At 60.3% G+C, this 17,567-nt stretch carries 22 protein-coding genes; 5 read left to right on the plus strand and 17 right to left on the minus strand.

Annotated elements, in window-relative coordinates; translation table 11 throughout:
• Positions 1 to 30: 30 nt before the first annotated feature.
• The gene (locus tag KI610_RS08650; RefSeq protein ID WP_226498239.1) at positions 31 to 1,794 is read right to left on the minus strand and encodes a sigma-54-dependent Fis family transcriptional regulator; all 1,764 of its coding nucleotides are present in this window, start codon (positions 1,792 to 1,794) and stop codon (positions 31 to 33) included.
• Positions 1,795 to 1,845: 51 nt separating this feature from the next.
• A complete protein-coding gene (locus KI610_RS08655) occupies positions 1,846 to 2,643 on the minus strand; it encodes an aldolase/citrate lyase family protein (RefSeq protein WP_226498240.1) in 798 nt (265 codons plus the stop codon).
• Between the two features lie 213 nt (positions 2,644 to 2,856).
• On the opposite strand from KI610_RS08655, the gene KI610_RS08660 reads away from it, so the two are divergent.
• From KI610_RS08660 to KI610_RS08670, 3 genes are all read left to right on the plus strand, one after another.
• Entirely contained in the window at positions 2,857 to 3,684 is an 828-nt protein-coding gene (locus KI610_RS08660; protein ID WP_226498241.1) for a hypothetical protein, read from the plus strand.
• Positions 3,685 to 3,712: 28 nt separating this feature from the next.
• A complete protein-coding gene (locus KI610_RS08665) occupies positions 3,713 to 4,021 on the plus strand; it encodes a DUF5710 domain-containing protein (protein ID WP_319004219.1) in 309 nt (102 codons plus the stop codon).
• A 250-nt stretch (positions 4,022 to 4,271) separates the two neighbouring features.
• Positions 4,272 to 4,484, plus strand: a complete 213-nt coding sequence (locus KI610_RS08670; protein ID WP_226498243.1) for a hypothetical protein — start codon at positions 4,272 to 4,274, stop codon at positions 4,482 to 4,484.
• Positions 4,485 to 4,810: 326 nt separating this feature from the next.
• Here KI610_RS08670 and nifM read toward each other — a convergent pair whose 3' ends face one another.
• The 7 genes from nifM to KI610_RS08705 all read right to left on the minus strand — a co-directional run bounded on the left by nifM (position 4,811) and on the right by KI610_RS08705 (position 9,414).
• The gene (nifM, locus tag KI610_RS08675; protein WP_226498244.1) at positions 4,811 to 5,620 is read right to left on the minus strand and encodes a nitrogen fixation protein NifM; all 810 of its coding nucleotides are present in this window, start codon (positions 5,618 to 5,620) and stop codon (positions 4,811 to 4,813) included.
• 4 nt (positions 5,621 to 5,624) lie between these two features.
• Positions 5,625 to 6,083 (minus strand): nitrogen fixation protein NifZ, encoded by a 459-nt coding sequence (locus tag KI610_RS08680; RefSeq protein WP_226498245.1) that lies wholly within the window; start codon positions 6,081 to 6,083, stop codon positions 5,625 to 5,627.
• Positions 6,080 to 6,421: a nitrogenase-stabilizing/protective protein NifW gene (gene nifW, locus KI610_RS08685; RefSeq protein ID WP_226498246.1), complete on the minus strand. Its 342-nt coding sequence runs from the start codon at positions 6,419 to 6,421 to the stop codon at positions 6,080 to 6,082. The genes KI610_RS08680 and nifW overlap by 4 nt, the downstream gene beginning before the upstream one ends.
• 10 nt (positions 6,422 to 6,431) lie before the next feature.
• On the minus strand, positions 6,432 to 6,974 hold the full coding sequence (locus KI610_RS08690) for a hypothetical protein (protein ID WP_226498247.1): 543 nt from the start codon (positions 6,972 to 6,974) through the stop codon (positions 6,432 to 6,434).
• Positions 6,975 to 6,978: 4 nt separating this feature from the next.
• Positions 6,979 to 7,743, minus strand: coding sequence for a serine O-acetyltransferase (cysE, locus tag KI610_RS08695; protein ID WP_226498248.1), 765 nt, complete (start codon positions 7,741 to 7,743; stop codon positions 6,979 to 6,981).
• 10 nt (positions 7,744 to 7,753) lie between these two features.
• Positions 7,754 to 8,893: a homocitrate synthase gene (gene nifV / locus KI610_RS08700; protein WP_226498249.1), complete on the minus strand. Its 1,140-nt coding sequence runs from the start codon at positions 8,891 to 8,893 to the stop codon at positions 7,754 to 7,756.
• 155 nt (positions 8,894 to 9,048) lie between these two features.
• A complete protein-coding gene (locus KI610_RS08705) occupies positions 9,049 to 9,414 on the minus strand; it encodes a hypothetical protein (RefSeq protein ID WP_226498594.1) in 366 nt (121 codons plus the stop codon).
• Here KI610_RS08705 and KI610_RS08710 point away from each other — a divergent pair.
• A complete protein-coding gene (locus tag KI610_RS08710; RefSeq protein ID WP_226498250.1) occupies positions 9,298 to 9,909 on the plus strand; it encodes a thiopurine S-methyltransferase in 612 nt (203 codons plus the stop codon). The genes KI610_RS08705 and KI610_RS08710 overlap by 117 nt on opposite strands.
• Before the next feature lie 75 nt (positions 9,910 to 9,984).
• On the plus strand, positions 9,985 to 10,923 hold the full coding sequence (locus KI610_RS08715; protein ID WP_226498251.1) for a GGDEF domain-containing response regulator: 939 nt from the start codon (positions 9,985 to 9,987) through the stop codon (positions 10,921 to 10,923).
• Positions 10,924 to 10,973: 50 nt separating this feature from the next.
• Here the strand turns inward: KI610_RS08715 and KI610_RS08720 are convergent, their stop codons facing one another.
• From KI610_RS08720 to nifD, 8 genes are all read right to left on the minus strand, one after another.
• A complete protein-coding gene (locus tag KI610_RS08720) occupies positions 10,974 to 11,942 on the minus strand; it encodes a hypothetical protein (protein ID WP_226498252.1) in 969 nt (322 codons plus the stop codon).
• A gap of 15 nt (positions 11,943 to 11,957) precedes the next feature.
• Positions 11,958 to 12,716, minus strand: coding sequence for a 4Fe4S-binding leucine-rich repeat protein (locus KI610_RS08725; protein WP_226498253.1), 759 nt, complete (start codon positions 12,714 to 12,716; stop codon positions 11,958 to 11,960).
• Positions 12,706 to 12,969 carry a DUF6129 family protein gene (locus KI610_RS08730; RefSeq protein WP_226498254.1) on the minus strand — a complete coding sequence of 88 codons (264 nt, stop codon included), beginning with the start codon at positions 12,967 to 12,969 and terminating at the stop codon, positions 12,706 to 12,708. Before KI610_RS08730 ends, KI610_RS08725 begins: the two co-directional genes overlap by 11 nt.
• Entirely contained in the window at positions 12,966 to 13,697 is a 732-nt protein-coding gene (locus tag KI610_RS08735) for a dinitrogenase iron-molybdenum cofactor biosynthesis protein (RefSeq protein WP_226498255.1), read from the minus strand. The genes KI610_RS08730 and KI610_RS08735 overlap by 4 nt, the downstream gene beginning before the upstream one ends.
• A 79-nt stretch (positions 13,698 to 13,776) precedes the next feature.
• The gene (locus KI610_RS08740; RefSeq protein WP_226498256.1) at positions 13,777 to 13,968 is read right to left on the minus strand and encodes a 4Fe-4S binding protein; all 192 of its coding nucleotides are present in this window, start codon (positions 13,966 to 13,968) and stop codon (positions 13,777 to 13,779) included.
• Between the two features lie 66 nt (positions 13,969 to 14,034).
• A complete protein-coding gene (gene nifT, locus KI610_RS08745) occupies positions 14,035 to 14,262 on the minus strand; it encodes a putative nitrogen fixation protein NifT (RefSeq protein ID WP_226498257.1) in 228 nt (75 codons plus the stop codon).
• Positions 14,263 to 14,345: 83 nt separating this feature from the next.
• The gene (gene nifK / locus KI610_RS08750) at positions 14,346 to 15,914 is read right to left on the minus strand and encodes a nitrogenase molybdenum-iron protein subunit beta (protein WP_226498258.1); all 1,569 of its coding nucleotides are present in this window, start codon (positions 15,912 to 15,914) and stop codon (positions 14,346 to 14,348) included.
• A gap of 137 nt (positions 15,915 to 16,051) precedes the next feature.
• The gene (nifD, locus tag KI610_RS08755; protein WP_226498259.1) at positions 16,052 to 17,524 is read right to left on the minus strand and encodes a nitrogenase molybdenum-iron protein alpha chain; all 1,473 of its coding nucleotides are present in this window, start codon (positions 17,522 to 17,524) and stop codon (positions 16,052 to 16,054) included.
• Positions 17,525 to 17,567: the final 43 nt, after the last annotated feature.

The following is a 17,567-nucleotide window of genomic DNA, read 5'->3' on the forward strand; positions in this document are numbered from 1 at the left end:
ACTGCCTAGCAATCAGCAAGATAGCAGCAGCTATCCCTTCTCTCCCGCTGGATGCGCCACTTTCCGGCCGGATAGCCGATACGCCACCCGCGCCCGCGTCGTACCAAGTATCTTGGCCGCCCCTGAAACATTCCCCTGCGCCAGATGCAGAGCCTGCCCGATGGCCTCTTCCTCCAGACTATCCAGTGAAAGCTTGCCCGAGGCGAGCGCTTCCCGGAGCTGCGCTGACAGGTTGGTTGCCTCGACTGGCTGTTCCAACGAATGGGCATCAGCTTCGATCCGTGCCGGCTCGCGCCGGATATTCTCCCCGCTGGTAAACAGGTGCGAGATGTCGATCCCCCCATCTTCCGGCGCAAGAATGACGCCGCGTTCGATCAGGTTTTCCAGCTCGCGAATATTGCCAGGCCAAGAGTAGAGCAGCAGCGCTTCGATCGCCGCCTCGGTGAAGCCCGTCACCTTGCGCTTGTGCAGGGCGCAGTAGCGGTTGAGAAAGTGTTCGACGAGCAGCAGGATGTCCTCCTTGCGCTCGCGCAGCGGCGGGATATTGACCGGGAAGACATTGAGCCGATAAAACAGGTCATCGCGGAATTTTCCGGCTTCGACGAGATCGCGCAGGTTTTCGTTGGTCGCAGCCACGACGCGGACATCGACCTGGCGTACCCGCGTGTCGCCAATGCGCTCGATTTCGCCTTCCTGCAGCGCCCGTAGCAGCTTGCCCTGGGCGACCAGGCTCAGCGTGCCGATTTCGTCGAGGAAGAGGGTGCCGCCGTCGGCCCGCTCGAAGCGGCCGGGGCGGGACTGGCTGGCGCCGCTGAAACCGCCTTTTTCGACGCCGAAGAGCTCCGATTCGATGAGCTGTTCGGGAATGGCGGCGCAGTTGATGGCGATGAAGGGCTGTTCGGCGCGGTCGCTGATGTTGTGCAGGGTGCGCGCGAACTGCTCCTTGCCGACACCGCTTTCACCGAGAAAGAGCACCGTTGCCCGCGTCGGCGCGACACGCTGGATCATGTGGCAGACGGTATTGAAACCCGATGAAACGCCGACCAGATCAATCTTGTCGCTGATCTCGCCGGTGCTGGCAGCGCTGCGCGAAAACGAGAATTTCTTGCTGCTCGGGCTTTGGACGAAATCCTGCGCCTGCAAATAGCGAAAATCGGCGTCCGGGTCATCCCACTGGTCGAGCGCCTTGCCGACGATCTTGCAGGTCGGGAAGCCCATGGCCTTGCACTCGACTTCGCGGACCAGCATCTGGCGACCGAGGAAGCTGCTCAGGTAGCCGTTGGCGTAGCCTTGTTGCAGCCAGCACACGGGCGCGCTGCTGGTGCCGAAGGTGGCGATGTGCTGCTCGGCCTCGGCCGAGTTGTGCCAGATGAATTCGCCGTAGAAATGCCCGGTTTCGACATCGACATCGAGGGCCAGCGTTTCGACCGAGACGAAGCCTTCCAGCGCGTGCATCTGCGGGCCGACGGCGAAGGCATCGAAATCGTTGCTGTCCGGGCGGATGCGGCGGACCATTTCGGCGTCTCGCGTACCGGACTGGTAGCCCATGCGGGTGATCAGTCCGCGTGCCTTCTCGATGCCGACCGTTTCGATCAGTTCGCGGCGGATGGCGCCGAGCGACGAGTTGTGGAGCAGCACCATGCGCCGGTCATCGAACCAGACTTCGCCCTTGGCCGGGACGAAACGCAGGCGCGCGGCGAGGTCGTCGATGTCGGGCAGGCGATGTTTGTCGTGGGCGCTCGGGCGCAGCAGGCGAATGCTTTTGTCGAGCGTTGATCTATGGCCGTTGTCCATGCGAGTTCCTGCGGCAGCGGGATGCGAAGTGCAGATTATCGCGCGCGTGGATCAATAGTTGGCGGCACTTTTGCCGCCCGGTTCCGGCCGGTATTCCTGACGCAGATTGGTCGTTGCCGCGGCCAGCAGCAGGGCATCGACGCCGACCGCAATGAAGCGGGCGCCGGCCTCGAAGTAGCGTTGAACGATGGCTTTGTCGCCACACAGGACGCCGCCGCTCTTACCGGCAGCGCAGGCCTTTTGCAGGCCGCTTTCGATGGCCTGGACGATGCTCGGATGGTTCGATTGGCCGAGCAGGCCATACGAAGCGGCAAGGTCGGCGGCGCCGAAAAAGATGCCGTCGACGCCGTCGACCGCAAGAATCTCGTCAAGATTGTCGTAACCGAGCTTGGTTTCGACCTGCAGCAACAGGCACATCTGCTCGTTGGCCTGCGCGCTGTAATCCTGGATTCGTCCCCAACGCGAGGCGCGAGCCAGCGCTGCGCCAACGCCACGGATGCCTTCCGGGGGATAGCGCATGGCGCGGACCAGTCCGGCGGCTTGCTCCGCTGTCTCAACCATCGGGATGAGCAGGGTCTGGACGCCGGTTTCCAGCAGTTGCTTGATCAGCACATGGTCGCCTTGCGGCGGGCGGACGATCGCGTGTGAAGGATAAGGCTCGATGGCCTGGAGTTGGGCCAGAATGCTGCGCAGGTCATTGGGGCCGTGCTCGCCGTCGATCAGCAGCCAGTCGAAACCGGCACCGGCACAGATTTCGGCGCTGAAGGTTTCACCAAGCCCGAGCCACAGGCCAAGCAAGGTTTCGCCCTTGCGCAGATCAGTTTTAAAGCTGTTATTTGGTATGTCCATGACAAAATGTCGTCCCGTTGGTGCTGGTGAGCGCCTACCCCCTGAATGTACTTGGGGGGTTGCTTAAGCTTGCCGAACGCTTGGCGGCAAAATGTTCAACTATGCAGGTGGCTATGCATGCCGTCCAATACAAATGCTTGTGTGGATCAATACCCTTGCGGTATGTGCACTATCCCTTCAGTCACGAGACTTTGTTTCAGGTGATACAGATACATGAATAGATTTATTGCAGAACTGACGCGGCTCTATTTACTGCCCGGACAGGAATGGCAAACCTGGCAGCCGAACCATGACGGTGAACCAGCCTATGTTGCGGAAGGAATACTGACAACGGATGCCCTGGCCGAGCGTCTGGCAACCGGGAGCAAGGTCGGATTCACTCTCGTCAGCCCGAACGGAATGGTCCGCACCATGGTCATCAGCTTTGCAAGAGGCAGCTATTGGGGGCAGTTGGCGGCCCTCTATCAAGGCGTTCAAGAGGATTTTGACTTGCCGGCGCCGGCTATTTCGGTTTCTGTCGAAGATGGCTATCAAATCTGGTTTTCGCTGCTTGAGCCGGTGCCGCTGCAGCAGGCTCAAGTATTTTTGAGTACGCTCCGACTCAAGTATCTGGCTGATATTCCTGTCTCCCGGCTTAAATTCCGACCAGGTGCCGACGGTAGTGAAAGCCCCCATTCGCTGAATGTCCTGCCCTTGATGCCGACCGCGAACGAGCCGACTGAGCGCTGGTCGGCATTTATCGACCCGAGCATGGGCAGCATGTTCATCGACGAGCCATGGCTGGAAATGGCCCCCGATCTCGACCAGCAGGCTGCCATGCTCGCCGGGGTCGAGCCTGTCAAGGCTGAGGATTTCCAACGGGTATTGACCATCATGCGGGCCGCGCCGGTCAATTCTGGCGGTGATCAGTTGGCATCATCACCCGGTCTGGGCAGCCATTTCACCGATCCCAAGAGCTTCCTGATGGCTGTCATGAACGATCCGCAGGCCAGCCTTCGCGACAGGATCGAGGCAGCCAAGGCGCTTCTTCCAACTTTCTGAATGAACAGACAACGACATGCGGATAAATTTGAAGGTTCCCTTCGCCGAGAAGGAACAAGCCAAGAAGCTGGGGGCGCGATGGGATGCTGCCCGAAAAATCTGGTACGTCGAACAGCAGCCCGATATGGCGCCTTTTGCCCAATGGTCGCCGACGGCACATGAGAGCAGCGCTGGCGACGACACCATGCCACAAATAAAAAATTCAGCGTTCAGGCAGCAGGGGAGCGGCAAAGTGCATATTGGTGCCGATTATGTCGAGCTACCCAAGGTTTGCGATTGCTTGCCCTGGGATTCATGTGAGAAATGTGCGCACCTAGTCCTGAAAACCAGTTCCTAGTTCAGCGTTGCCAACCGCTGCTACAGACTGATACAAAGCGTTGCAATGGATATAAAGTCGCAGCGCCCGGTTGGTGTGAAGATGTTTCAAATTGATGAAACCAAGGGGGAGCGCCAAGGGCGCCAATCAAGCGTTTTCATCAATGCCCACGAAGCCCGGAAAGTCAGGGTTTCGCTTTGTGGCTCCAGAGCAAGCTCGACGTAACTTCAGCAGGATCATTAACGCAAAACCATACGGGAGATTTGGCCGAATGAAAGTGAAGTCTTCAATCGAACGCGGTGCTCAGTATCTCTGCACCAAACTGGGTGATGTCGTAACAGCCATTGAACAAGTTGCAGTGGTCAAAGGTTTGGCCATGTGGGAAGTCGAGCGCAAGATAGGCTCGGGGCTCAGGAAGCGACTGATTGTCTCGGAGCGTACTTTGGTGCCCCGGCAACTCGCCGCTGAAGGTGGCCTGGCCTAGGTTTCGAACGGCTTTGTCTGCCTGTTTGCAGCCATGAAAAATATCTGCAAAACGGGCTGGACTTTCCGAATCAGAGGAGTATTCTGAAATCGAGTTCCAAGCAGTTGCAAGCGCAGTTGGAACCGGGTTTTTATTCGAAGACTGGAGGCTTTATGGTTGATAGTCCGCCGCAGTTTGACAGAAAGACTAAGTAACACCCCAACGGCAAATAGCCGAACACCTAGGCCTTGAGTGCCTTGGTCAAAGATCTGAGAAGCCCATGTCTAAAACGCATGGGCTTCATGCTTTCCGGCCCCCAGGTTTTCCGATGCTGCTGCGTTACGCAGCTAAGCTTGTTCCTTGATCCAGTCGCGCTGGGCTTCGCGGCGGCGTTTTTCGGTGAGTTTTTCGATGATGCGCGGGCTGGCTTCGGTGAAAGGCATCATGCCGAAGGGCAGGATTTCGTCGCAGCGCAGGATGTGCAGGCCCATCGGTGATTCGAGGACTTCGGATACTTCGTCAACGGCGAGTTCAAAGGCGGCCGGTTCCAGTTCCGGGAAGAGCTGCTGGCGCTTGACGGTACCGAGCTTGCCGCCTTCCATCGCGGTCGGGCATTGCGAATGGCGGAGCGCAGCCTGACTGAAGTTTTCGACGTTTTTTCCGGTTGACCGTAGGTCTTCAAGCGTTTTCGCGGCGATGGCCTTTTCTATCGGATTGGAGAAGGTGATCAGGATGTGGCGAAGGCGGCGTGCTTCCGGGCGGTCGAAGGCTTCCGGGTGGAGGCGATAGTAGATTTCCGCGTCGACTTCGGTGACTGGCGGAACGGCCGAGGCGACTTTGTCGAGAACGGCTTCGATGCGCAGGTCGCGCTCGACGGCCTCGGCCAGTTTCTCGGCGTCCAGGCCAATCCGTTCGAGATCGGCCGTCATGTCGTCAGGGCTGGCATAGCGCTGGCGGATTTCTTCAAGCCGGGTGGCGATGGTCGGTGCCGGAACGACCACCTGAGCTGCAGCCGCGCTGGCCAGGATACGTTGCTCAAGGCGGGCCTGTTTGCCGGCAATTTCGCCGAGCCGTGAGAGCTCGGTTTCGTTCAGCGTATCGGGCGCCTTTTTGAACAGTTCGTGGGCGAGTTTCAGTTCAAGGTAGCCGTTCAGCATTGGTTTACTCCGCGGTTTTGTGCGGTTCGAGGATGGCTTCAGGAATCTGCAGGACGCGCCCTGGCAGGCTGTCGAAGTGGATGTGATAGGTCACGCCGTTTTCGGCATTGCGGAGCACCTTGATGACTTCGCCAACGGCACCGAGTTCGACGAGAACCGTGCCGCCGACCGACAGCTGCTTGGCAGCGCGGACTTTTTCGCGGAACTCGAAGCGTGACGGGGTCCATTCATCGTCACCTCCAATCAGTTCCTCTTCGCGGCAACCGACGATCTTGCCTTCTTCGAGGAAGTTGACCGAGTAGATGATCTGATCCTGCAAGAAGGTTCCGACATCGACGACGTAGCCGATGCTGCCGCGGCGCACGAGAAAGTCGCCCGGGTCGAGGCCGGGGTAGGTGCCGTCGTTGCGGACGTTGCGGGTGAGGCGCACGGCCTCACCGTACTCCCATTTGGCGTTCATCATTGGCGGAATACCTTGTCGAGGGACACGAAGGAACTCATGCCGCCGTCGGGCTTGCTAACGGTCTGGAAGACGGCGAAGACCTTTTCGGTCAGCGAATCCGAGGTCACGAAGTCCTGGTAGGCGCGTTCCAGCCACAGGCGGTAGATGCCGCGCTGCATTTCCTCTTCCGGCGGCAGGTTGGGGGCCTGTTTCGACAGGTAGTCGTGGAAGCGCTGCAGGATATGCAGGCGATTCACATGAACGACGGCCGGGTCGTAGGGGACCGCGAAATAGTCGAGAAAGTCTTCAGCAGAAACCAGGTCTTCCATGGCTTCGGCAAGGGTCAGGGTATCGTCCATGATGGTTTCCTCAGGCTGCAACTAGGGTTGGTGAAAGTTCTTCGGCCGGGGCCGGGTTTTCGCTCTGGAACTCGTCGATGACTTCGAGCAGTTTGGCGGCGCCCAGGTGGTCGCGGCTGTCCAGCGTGGCAAGCCGGGTCAGACGGTCGCGCGATTCGGCGATACGGCCAAGGCGCAGCAGGACAACGCTTTCAGCCTTGAGCGCCAGCAAATAGAAACGGAGCAGGCCGAAGGAGGTGGTCGCCGCCGACCCGAGCTGGGCTTCATTGATCAGCCGCCAGTCGTTGGGGATGCCAAGGTGGCGGGCCGAGACGCGCTTGGCGTGGTCGGCGACGATCAGCACTTCGTCGAGGCGATGCTGGTAGAAATAGTAGCGATACAGGCTGACCAGCACGGTCAGGTGTTCGGGAGCCAGCAGATGGGCGCGCAGCAGGGCGAGTTCGGCCGCCGGGTCGCCGTAATCCTGAGCGGCCTGGGCGATCAGACGTTCGGCCTCGGCGGGCAGTTCGTCCTCGAAGTAGAGCTTGCAGTCGGAGAAATCGAGCAGGTCCATGGGTTCAGTTCACTATGTGCATGGACTCGTGCTCGCAGCACAAGTCACCGGCCGAACAGGTATTGCATTCGCCGCTGTGGTCGGTTGGCGGCTCGTGGCGGACTTCCGCCAGTTCCTTTTCGAGGATTTCGATGCGCTCGATCAGGCAGGCGATCGACTTGGCGACCGGGTCAGGCATCAGATTGTGATCGAGGCTGATGCCATTGGCCGGGCGTGCCGTACCGACCCGGGTGTCGACGATCCGGCCGGGAACTCCGACGACGGTACGGTCGGCCGGCACGTCCTTGACGACCACGGAGTTGGCACCGACGCGAACACGTTCGCCGATGCTGATCGGGCCGAGAATCTTGGCGCCGGCGCCGACGACGACACCGTCGGCCAGCGTCGGGTGGCGTTTGCCCTTGTTCCACGAGGTGCCACCGAGCGTGACGCCGTGGTAAAGGGTGACATCGTTGCCGACTTCAGCCGTTTCGCCGATCACGACGCAGGCGCCGTGGTCGATGAAGAAGCGGCGGCCGATGGTGGCGCCGGGGTGGATATCGACGTTGGTCAGCGTCCGTCCGACGAAGGACAGCAGGCGCGCCGGGAAACGCCAGCCGGCCCGCCACAGGCGGTGCGACAGGCGGTGGGTGAGGATGGCATGGACGCCGGGATAAGTGGTCAGCACTTCGAGTGTCGAGCGGGCGGCCGGGTCGCGCTGGAAGACGCAATCGAGGTCTTCCCGGAGGGTCGCCCACAGGCCGGGGGCTGCCATTGCAGTTGCTGTCATGGTCATCGCTTCAGACATGGAGGTGGCTCCGGGCGGAAGCCAGAAGGTCGCGCAGATCGGACACTTCGGGCGGATGTTTGTGTTCGGCGACGAAGTTGCGGACACGCGGCAGCATGGCCTGCGCTTCGCTCTCGCCGAGTTCAAAGCCGAGGCCGGCATAGACCACCTGCACGGCGCGCGAGCCGGAATGCTTGCCGAGCACGATGCGGTGCGACTGGCCGACTTCCTGCGGGTCGTAGCCTTGGTAGTTGTCCGGGTGCTTGAGTAGGCCGTCGACGTGGATGCCGGCTTCGTGCGTGAAGGCGCCGGCGCCGACGATGCTTTTCTGCCACGGCACGGCGCGCCCCGAGGCGCTGGCAACCTGGCTGGAGAGGGCGGGAAAGCCTTTGAGGCTGACGCCAGTTTCCATGCCGTAGAGCTTGGTCAGGCCGAGCACGACTTCTTCGAGCGGGGCGTTGCCGGCGCGTTCGCCGAGGCCGTTGACCGTCGTGTTGACGTGTGTGGCACCGGCCTTGCAGGCGGCGAGCGTGTTGGCGGTGGCCAGGCCCATGTCGTCGTGGGCGTGCATCTCGATTTCGAGGCCGGTGTTGCGGCGCAAGGTCGAAATGCGGTCGAAGGTGCCAAAGGGCTCAAGGATGCCCAGGGTGTCGGCGAAGCGCAGGCGGCGGGCGCCGGCGCGCTCGGCGGTTTCGGCCAGGGCGCAGAGGAAATTCATGTCGGCGCGCGAAGCATCTTCACAGCCGAGGCCGACTTCGAGGCCGAGTGACAGTGCGGCGCCGATGAATTTGGGCAGTTCGCGCAGCAGCCAGGCGCGGTCCTGCTTGAGTTTGTAGGACAGGTGCTGGTCGGAGGCAGGCACCGAAATGTCGATGAGGTGGGCGCCGAGTCCGGCGCAGGCGGCGATGTCGGCCGGATGCATGCGGCTCCACACCATCAAACGCGGGGCCAGCTTGAGGTCGGCGACGGCGCGGATGGAGTCGCGCTCCTCGTCGCCCATGGCCGGGATGCCGACTTCCAGTTCGGGTACGCCGATGGCGGCGAGCTGGCGGGCGATGTCCAGTTTTTCGGCCAGCGAGAACGCCACGCCAGCCGACTGTTCGCCGTCGCGCAGGGTGGTGTCGTTGATGGTGACGAAAGCTGGGTGGGTCATGGCAATCTCCTCGGCTTCTTTTCAGCAAGGATGGTGCCAATTTTCAAGTTGTTGAAAATACAGAAAAATTTTTATGAGGAACTGATGATGTTGGGTTGTTGTCGCGAATCCGACAAATTGTTTCGTCGCGTTGCGCGGGCAATTTCGGTGATAGGCTAGTTGTCACCGGGCAAGTAAATTGTCCCAACCGCGCGAGTGCCTTTTCGGCCTGCATGGCTCTTTTCGTGGTCTGTTTCGCCAATGACGAAGCAGACCACCTGTGAAGCGTTGTGTCTTTCGATCAGAACATTTTCCTGATTCAACAACGCTGCATTTGATGGGAAGAATCCACCATGACCGGGCGTGACAACGAACTTTGGCAACAATCCTGGCGTGACGATGAGATCGCCTTTCACCAGCTGGCAGTGAATCCACTTCTTGTCAAATTTTGGCCAAATTTCCGGTTGACCGTGGAAGACCGGGTCTTTGTCCCACTTTGCGGCAAAAGCCTCGATCTGCTCTGGCTCGCCAAGCAAGGCCACAAGGTGATCGGCGTCGAACTCAGCCCGCTCGCCGTGCGCGCCTTCTTTCGCGAAAACAAGTTGCAGCCGACGCGCCGGAAAGTCGGCAAGTTCACCCTCTGGGAACACGGGCGCATCGGGATTCTGTGCGGCGATTTCTTCAAATTGACGGCCGCCGATCTGGGTGATATTTCTGTCGTTTTCGACCGCGCTTCGCTGACGGCCTTGCCCGATGACATTCGCGGCGCCTACATCGCGCAGCTCCGGCGCATTCTGCCCGCCGGTTGCCGCATGCTGCTGCTGACTACCGAGGAGCCGGACGAGGGCGAAACGCAAGGGCAGCCGTTCGCCGTGGCCGACGAAATCGCCAGCTTGTACACCAGCGCCTTCGATATCGAACTGAGCCATGTCGAAAGCTTCTTCGAGCCCGACCCTGATCCGGCGATCAGCCAGACGATCAGGGTTGAGCACAAGGTCTATTTTCTGACGCCGAAATGCGAGCCAATACTGACGTGAACGAAGGCAGGAGTGCTATGACTTACGGAATAGGATGTAAACTCCGCGAATTGTTTTTGAATTGTTGAGTTTCGAATGAAAATTCTGTTGGTGGACGATTCGCGGGCCATCGCCATGGTTATGCGGGCCCGGCTTGAATCCTTTGGTTATGAGGTCAAGCACGCCATCAACGGCGAGATTGCGCTCGAATTTTTCCAGGCCGAAGATTTCGATCTGATCCTCATGGATATCGAAATGCCGGGCATGAACGGTTTCGAGGTCACCACCCGGATTCGCGCCCAGGAAGGCCTCGAGCCATGGGCGTGGACGCCGATCATCTTCGTCACCGCAACCGATACCGAAACCAATCTGGTGACGGCCATCGAAGCTGGTGGCGATGACTTCATGTCGAAGACCGTGCCGGAAAATGTCCTGCAGGCCAAGATGAAGGCCATGTCCCGGATTGCCGCGATGCGCGCGCGCCTGTGCCAGGCCAACTACAAGCTGCAGGATCAGGCCAATCGCGATGGCCTGACCGGCTTGCTCAATCGCCGCGCCATGGACATGCAGATCGACATCGCCTGGGAACTGGCACGGCAAGCTGCCAAGCCGTTCAGCCTGTTGATGATCGATATCGACAATTTCAAGAAATACAACGATCACTACGGTCACCAGGCCGGCGACGATTGCCTGCGCGCTGTTGCCACCTGTCTCGGTGAGCAGATCCAGCTGATCAACGACGACCGTACCGCTCCGGGCGCTTTCGTTGCCCGCTATGGTGGTGAGGAATTCGCCGTGATCATCCCCAACGCCTCACCCGGCGTGCACGCCGGAGTGGCGGCCAGCCTCGTCGAGGCCGTCCATGGCCTGGGCGTTCCCCACGAAAAGAACGGGGACTACGGGGTGGTGACCATTTCTGTCGGCGCGGCCTGCTTCCCACACGCCATGGGCCAGATCAAGACCCTTTTCCGGCTGGCCGACGACCTGCTCTACAAGGCCAAGGACGCTGGACGCAATCGGGCCGAAGTGGCTTGAGCTTTTAAAGGCTCAAGTCAGCTGCCGAACTGGCAAGCGAAACGCCAACCTCAGATCGAATACGGCCGGTGCAGCCAGCCGCGCACCACATCGACGTCGCGTTGCGGCAGGTAGGCGAAGCCGGCTAGCGCATCCTCGACGACGGTCTGGGCGACCCAGTGGGGAACCGCCTTGGTGGTCAGCATGTGGAAATACCAGGCGAGCGGGTAGCCGATTTCACGGTCGAAGCGGGTCAGGGCTTCCTGCAGGCTCAGGCCGCTGGTGCCGGCGCTGGCTTCGAACTCAGGTGGCTCACCGGCCAATGTGGCAATCGGCTGGGCGCGGAAGACCGGCTGGTGGTAGCGGTCGAGGTGTTCGCGGGTGGCGATGACCCAGTGATTGTAAAAGGTCGTGGCGCTGCAGGCGCTGCTTTTGCTCCAGTCGTCCACCAGGCGGTGAATCGAGGCCGGTTCCGGCTTTTGCGCCAGCATGCGCTTGAGGAAATTGCCGACGTGCTGGATGCGTCGGAAAGCGTAGAAGGGCAGGCCGACCGGGATCGGGGCATCGTTGCCGCCACGTGGATCGACCAGTTCTTCGAGTGTCGTCGGTTCGTTGACGAAAAGCTGATGGACGCGCATTTCCTGCAGGTCTTCGATTTCCAGTTGCAGGAAATCGTCGCTGCCTTCGCCGGCCGAGGCGACGAGGTAGTGGGTCTGGCCGACCAGGCGGGTGGCGTAGAGTTGCTGTCCGGCAAAGTCGTCGATCAGTCTAGTGATGTCGCCGTCGCGCTCGTCAATGGCGGTTTCGACCCAGCTTTCAAGGCTGTCGCTGACCCGTTGGCCAGCCCCATCGACAATGCCGCCAAGGCGATACCAGCCGCCACGGCCCAGCGCGTGGCGGAATTTCCATTCGGGCAGGGCGTTGCTCAGGGCTTTGACCAGCGCAGCCGGCCCGGCACTGACCGGGGTCTTGGCGCAGGTTTCGACAATAGCCGGCGACAGTGATTTGCAGTATTCAGTCCAGCCCTGGTTTTGTTTCATGATTTTCCCTATGGTTCAGGCGTTTTCCGACTCGGCCAGCCGAGCTTGCGCCGCTTCGCGGACTTCAACTTCCGGATCGGTGGTCAGTGGCCGCAGAAATTCGATGGGGGCGTTGCCGACGGCCGCCAGACGAACCCACCATTCGCCGTCCTGCAGCATCGCAGCAGCCAGGCCGGGCAGGGCGCGTTCGGCGACGATGGCGCGTACTTCCGGTTCGTCGTCTTCGGCCAGCAGGTGCAGGGCGAAGGGGGGCAGGCGGGAGGCGACGACCTTGCGCACTTCGCGTTCCGGATCCTTGGTCAGCTTGGCCAGTTGGCCGTGCGGCAGGCGGCGGGCGACGGTCGCCCGGATCAGGTAGTCTGGGTCGTTGATCAGGCGGATGAGCAGGGTATCGGGCAGGCGGGCGGCGACCGAAAGGCGGACTTCGCGGTCATGGTCGCCGACCATGTCGATCAACTGTTCCGCCGGCAAACGCATGGCGACGACGCGACGGACCACTTCGTCGGGGTCTGATTTCAGGCAAAAAATCTGGTCGACCGTGGCATAGCGGGTGGCAATCGCCCGCCGCTCCCAGAAAATATCATTGAGGTACTCGTGCGCCAGTTCCGGATTTTTACGCAGGAAGCGGTCGATCTGCCGGCCGCTGTGGGCGCGGATGCAGGCATCACCGGGCGTGCAGCGGCGGCCGTTCAGGTATTCCGGAAAGAAACGGCAGCCTGAGCACAGGCCCAGTTTTCCGATGCCGGCATCGGCGGCGGTCTTTTCACTCGTCATCGACCTTGGACGCAATCAGGATGCCGGTAGCGGCTTCCGCGTTGTTGGTGATTTCCAGGCAATGGCCGGTGGCACCGGAGATGTAGAAAAGTTCGTAGCCTTCGATGCTGAAAGCCGGGCGATAACGCGGCGAGACGTCGTCTTCGCTGCATTCGGTGAAGTGCAGCTCGGGAAAGCGCTGGCGCAACGCAGCGGCGCTGCCGTCGAGCAAGGCGGCTTCGCCGACCCGGGCGAGGGTGGTCGGGGTGATCATGCCGATTCCTCTTCTTCCATATCTTCCTCGAAGCGCGCCAGCGAAGCGGAGGGCACACCCATGATCTGGGCCAGCCAGGGCGGCGGGCTGGCCAGGCGAGCCTGCAGCTCAACCAGCACTTCGCGGGCCTTGCCGCCTTCCGGCTTCTTGACCGGATGGACGCCGGCACGCACGACCTTGGCTGCAGCCGGGCCGCCGATTGATTGCACGTAGACGATCTGGCAGTCGTTGATCAGCGCCGAGCGGGCGGCATTCTTGTCTTCGGCCGTATCGGCTTCAACCGTCGTGCGGATGTCGATCAGTCGGATGGCGTCCTGGCTGATCTGATAAACCAGGAAGCGTTCGCAGGAGCCGAAATGGCCGTCGAGCGTTTCGCCGCGATTGGCCGCGATGGCGACGCGCAGCGAGCCGGGCATGTCGCCATCGGTATAGGCGTCGACCGCCGGGAAATCCTTATTCTCGACACCCTGGCCCCAGAGCAGGCGGACGGCCTCCTTGAGCGCCTCGCCTTCGACGCCGACGTGGCAGCCTTGTTCGGCGAAATCGCCGGCCAGGATGACGCGCAGGTCTTCGACAGTCAGCGTGCCGAGCTTGCTTTCGGTGAGCGGGGCTTCCAGTTTCTCGATCAGCGCGCCGACCAGGGCACGAACATCGAGACCGTTCAGGGCGCGAGCCGCCAGCGCAATGCGCAGAGCAGCTTCACGAGAGGCAATTGGCGTATTCGACATGGTGTGCTCCACAGAGGGTCTTCAGTGGAACACCGGTGCAGGTTTCGCTGCGCCGGCGTTCGGCTCAAGACTCTTAGTCTCAGGCCGGGCTGATGCAACCCGACGGGCAAACGTCGACGCACAACGGTGAATCGTTGTGGCCGTCGCATTCCGTACAGGTGGCGGCATCGATCTTGAAGAAGATCTTGCCGGAACTGATGGCCTTGGTCGGGCAGACAGGTTTGCAATCGCCGCAGGCGGTGCACATGTCGGGATCGATTTTCATTGCCATGATGCTCTCCTTAAAATCCGCTTTAGCTGGCTAATCTGCTGGCTGGGCGGGCAGGTTTCAACGGGCTTAGTCTTCGGCAGCGCCGAGGCGCTTTGCTCTCAGCGAAATCGGTAAGCGAGCCGGTTTGGCGATCGGGTCGATGTAGTACGTTCCACCGTTGTCCAGTTTGAGCTCGCCACCCCATTTTTCGGCGGTGTCGAATTCGATGGATTCGATGGACGCTTCCAGGTCGCGCTTCGGAAGGTAGAACACCAGCCCACCGCTGCTGCCTTGCTGGATCATGATGTTGGCCATTTCGGCTCCCTAATGATGTTGTCGCCAAGGTTCGCGCGTATGCCCCACTACCGTTGCCGGTAGCGGGGCATTGCGAAGACCGATTAGCGAACCAGGTCGAAGTTGTAGTCGGTGGTGCCCATGCCGATCGTTTCCTTGTCGAGTTGCTCAAGGACAGCGTTGGTCAGCTGGGTAACTACAGACATCATGCCTTCGTAGCCCATGGTCGTGGCGCGGTGCATGTGGTGACGGTCGAAGATCGGGAAGCCGAGGCGGATCAACGGTACTTCGAACTCTTCACCGAGGTGGCGGGTGTCGCGCTGGATGTACTTGCCGTAGGAGTTGCCGATCAGGAAGTCCGGCTTGTCCGTGAAGCACAGGCTGCGCATGTGCCACAGGTCGTTGCCGGCATACACCTTGCCATTGACGCCGAACGGGCTGGAGGCGAGGAGCTTCTCGATGCTCTTGGCCCAACGCTTGTTGCCGTTGTGAGCCAGGATGTGGGTCGGTTCTGCGCCCACTTCGAGCAGCATCTTGACGACGCCCATGACGAAGTCCGGGTCACCGTAGATGGCGAACTTCTTGCCGTGCAACCAGGCGTGGCTGTCGGAAACCAGGTCCATACAGCGGCCACGTTCCAGTTCCAGAGAGGCCGGGATCGGCTTGCCGGTGACTTCGGAGATCTTCATCAGGAACTCGTCGGTCCACTCGACACCCATCGGGATGTTGAGCTTCGGAATGTCGTGGTTCCAGGTGTTCTCGACGAATTTCTTCGTCTTTTCCAGTTGGGCCGGTTGCAGCAGGACGGTGGTGATGCCGTTCGGTGCATCCTTGACTTCGTCCATCGTCGTGCCGCCCGAGTACATGCGGAATTCGCCGTCAGCCGGGGTGTCGAAGACTTCGGAAGGATCGGACAGCATCGTGTAATCGACGCCCATTTCGGTCAGCATGCGCTTGATGACGCGGTAGTTGCCGAGGTAGGTCTCGAAGCCCGGAACGATGTTGATCTTGCCGTTCGAACCGATCTTCTTGCCGTCCATGTAGTTCAGCGTGAAGTAGCGGAGGATGCCTTCTTCCATGTTGTCCCAGCCGGTCGTGTGCGAACCGACGAAGGACGGGGTATGGGCGTAAGGAACCGGGTATTCCTGGGGAATGTTGCCGGCCTTCTTGGTGTTGTTGATGAAGGCATTCAAGTCGTCACCGATAACTTCCGCCATACAGGTGGTGGAAACAGCGATCATGTCCGGCTTGTAGATGGCCTTGGCGTTTTCCAGACCGTCGATCATGTTCTTCTGACCACCGAACACGGCTGCATCTTCGGTCATCGAGTCGGACACGCAGGAACACGGTTCCTTGAAGTGACGGTTGAAGTAGGTGCGGAAGTAGGCGACACAACCTTGCGAACCATGCACGTAGGGCAGGGTCTTGTGGAAGCCGGAGGCGCAGAGGACGGCGCCGAGCGGCTGGCAGGCCTTGGCCGGATCAACGGTCAGGGCTTCGCGCTTGAAGTTGAGGTCCTGGTATTCCTTGGTGGTCGACCAGACGAAGGTTTCCCAGACCTTTTCCGGGCCATGGCCTTCTTCGAAGAGTTCGCGCTTTTCAGCGAGGTTCTTCTTGTAGTCGTCGTCGCGGAACAGCGGGTAACAGGGCTTGATGTTGTCTGCGGTTTGCATTGCTATCTCCTTGCCCGGTCCGCTCATCTGCGATACCAGGCGAAAGGTTGATGATCAGGGTTTCCGGCAGCGGGACAGGTGAAGGACGCGAAGTCCGCAATCACCTGCCGCCGCTACTTTTTCCCAATTCCTGAAACTTAGGCAGCCTTCTTGACTTCTTCAGCAGCAACCTTCTTCCACGGGGGCGTCAGGTTCTTGAAGGTCGGGTTGGACAGGGCGATGTCCATGTCACGGGCGAAGATCGCGAAACCGTCGTAACCGTGGTAAGGACCCGAGTAGTCCCAGGAGTGCATCTGGCGCAGAGGAATGCCCATCTTCTGGAAGATGTACTTTTCCTTGATGCCGGAGCCGACCATGTCGGGCTTCAGGCGCTTGACGAACTCTTCCAGCTCGAAACCGGTGACGTCGTCGTAGAGCAGGGTGGCATCACCCATTTCTTTGATCGTGCGGTCGTAGTCGTCGTTGTGGCCGAATTCGTAGCCGGTGCCGATGACTTCCATGCCGAGGTCTTCGTAGGCGCCGATAACGTGACGCGGACGCAGGCCGCCGACGTAGAGCATGACCTTCTTGCCCTCGAGACGCGGTTTGTACTTGGCGATGATCTCGTCCATCATCGGCTTGTAGCGGGCGATGACAGCTTCGGTCTTTTCCTTGACGGTGTCGTCGAAGAAGGCAGCGATCTTGCGCAGCGATTCGATGATCTTCGTCGGGCCGAAGAAGTTGTATTCCAGGTAAGGAATGCCGTACTTCTCTTCCATGTGACGGGAGATGTAGTTCATCGAACGGTAGCAGTGCAGCAGGTTCAGCTTGACCTTCGGCGTGTTCATCATTTCGGCAATGGTGCCGTCGCCGGACCACTGAGCCACGACACGCAGGCCCATCTCTTCGAGAAGAATACGGGTTGCCCAGGCATCGCCGCCGATGTTGTAGTCACCGATGATGGCTACATCGTAGGGGGTCGATTCGTAGGCAGCGCCGTCGCGCTTGTCGAGAACCCAGTCACGGATCGCGTCGTTGGCGATGTGGTGGCCGAGGGACTGCGAAACACCGCGGAAGCCTTCGCAACGAACCGGGACAACCGGCTTGTCGATGGCGGCGGCAGCCTTCTTGGAGACGGACTCGATGTCGTCACCGATCAGGCCGATCGGGCATTCGGACTGGACCGAGATACCCTTGTGCAGCGGGAACAGTTGTTCGACTTCTTCGATCAGCTTGGCGAGCTTCTTGTCGCCGCCGAAGACGATGTCCTTCTCCTGGAAGTCGGAGGTGAAGTTCATCGTGCCGAAGGTGTCGATGCCGGTCGTGCCGACGTAGTAGTTACGGCGACCGGCGCGGGAGTACTGACCGCAGCCGACAGGGCCGTGCGAGATGTGGATCATGTCCTTGATCGGACCCCAGACCACGCCCTTGGAGCCAGCGTAGGCACAACCACGAATGGTCATGACGCCCGGCAGGGACTTGCGGTTGGAAGTGATGCACTTCTTGGATTGTTCAATGGTTTGGTCATTGGTCGCGAGATGCTTGGCGCGATCCTTCTGAGCTTTTTCCGGATAAACCTCAAGCACCTCGGCAATGAGGGCGTCGGTTTCTTCGCGAGACAGAGTTGTCATGTTTTCCTCCTGACGTCGCCACCAATCTGTGGCCGACGTACTG

It is taken from the genome of Ferribacterium limneticum, from assembly GCF_020510565.1.
Lineage (GTDB): Bacteria > Pseudomonadota > Gammaproteobacteria > Burkholderiales > Rhodocyclaceae > Azonexus > Azonexus limneticus_B.

Coding starts and splice junctions, on each gene's coding strand:
- KI610_RS08650 (WP_226498239.1), bottom strand. CDS start 1,794: ATGGACAACGGCCATAGATCAACGCTCGACAAAAGCATTCGCCTGCTG.
- KI610_RS08655 (WP_226498240.1), bottom strand. CDS start 2,643: ATGGACATACCAAATAACAGCTTTAAAACTGATCTGCGCAAGGGCGAA.
- KI610_RS08660 (WP_226498241.1), top strand. CDS start 2,857: ATGAATAGATTTATTGCAGAACTGACGCGGCTCTATTTACTGCCCGGA.
- KI610_RS08670 (WP_226498243.1), top strand. CDS start 4,272: ATGAAAGTGAAGTCTTCAATCGAACGCGGTGCTCAGTATCTCTGCACC.
- nifM (WP_226498244.1), bottom strand. CDS start 5,620: ATGCTGAACGGCTACCTTGAACTGAAACTCGCCCACGAACTGTTCAAA.
- KI610_RS08680 (WP_226498245.1), bottom strand. CDS start 6,083: ATGATGAACGCCAAATGGGAGTACGGTGAGGCCGTGCGCCTCACCCGC.
- nifW (WP_226498246.1), bottom strand. CDS start 6,421: ATGGACGATACCCTGACCCTTGCCGAAGCCATGGAAGACCTGGTTTCT.
- KI610_RS08690 (WP_226498247.1), bottom strand. CDS start 6,974: ATGGACCTGCTCGATTTCTCCGACTGCAAGCTCTACTTCGAGGACGAA.
- cysE (WP_226498248.1), bottom strand. CDS start 7,743: ATGACAGCAACTGCAATGGCAGCCCCCGGCCTGTGGGCGACCCTCCGG.
- nifV (WP_226498249.1), bottom strand. CDS start 8,893: ATGACCCACCCAGCTTTCGTCACCATCAACGACACCACCCTGCGCGAC.
- KI610_RS08715 (WP_226498251.1), top strand. CDS start 9,985: ATGAAAATTCTGTTGGTGGACGATTCGCGGGCCATCGCCATGGTTATG.
- KI610_RS08720 (WP_226498252.1), bottom strand. CDS start 11,942: ATGAAACAAAACCAGGGCTGGACTGAATACTGCAAATCACTGTCGCCG.
- KI610_RS08725 (WP_226498253.1), bottom strand. CDS start 12,716: ATGACGAGTGAAAAGACCGCCGCCGATGCCGGCATCGGAAAACTGGGC.
- KI610_RS08730 (WP_226498254.1), bottom strand. CDS start 12,969: ATGATCACCCCGACCACCCTCGCCCGGGTCGGCGAAGCCGCCTTGCTC.
- KI610_RS08735 (WP_226498255.1), bottom strand. CDS start 13,697: ATGTCGAATACGCCAATTGCCTCTCGTGAAGCTGCTCTGCGCATTGCG.
- KI610_RS08740 (WP_226498256.1), bottom strand. CDS start 13,968: ATGGCAATGAAAATCGATCCCGACATGTGCACCGCCTGCGGCGATTGC.
- nifT (WP_226498257.1), bottom strand. CDS start 14,262: ATGGCCAACATCATGATCCAGCAAGGCAGCAGCGGTGGGCTGGTGTTC.
- nifK (WP_226498258.1), bottom strand. CDS start 15,914: ATGCAAACCGCAGACAACATCAAGCCCTGTTACCCGCTGTTCCGCGAC.
- nifD (WP_226498259.1), bottom strand. CDS start 17,524: ATGACAACTCTGTCTCGCGAAGAAACCGACGCCCTCATTGCCGAGGTG.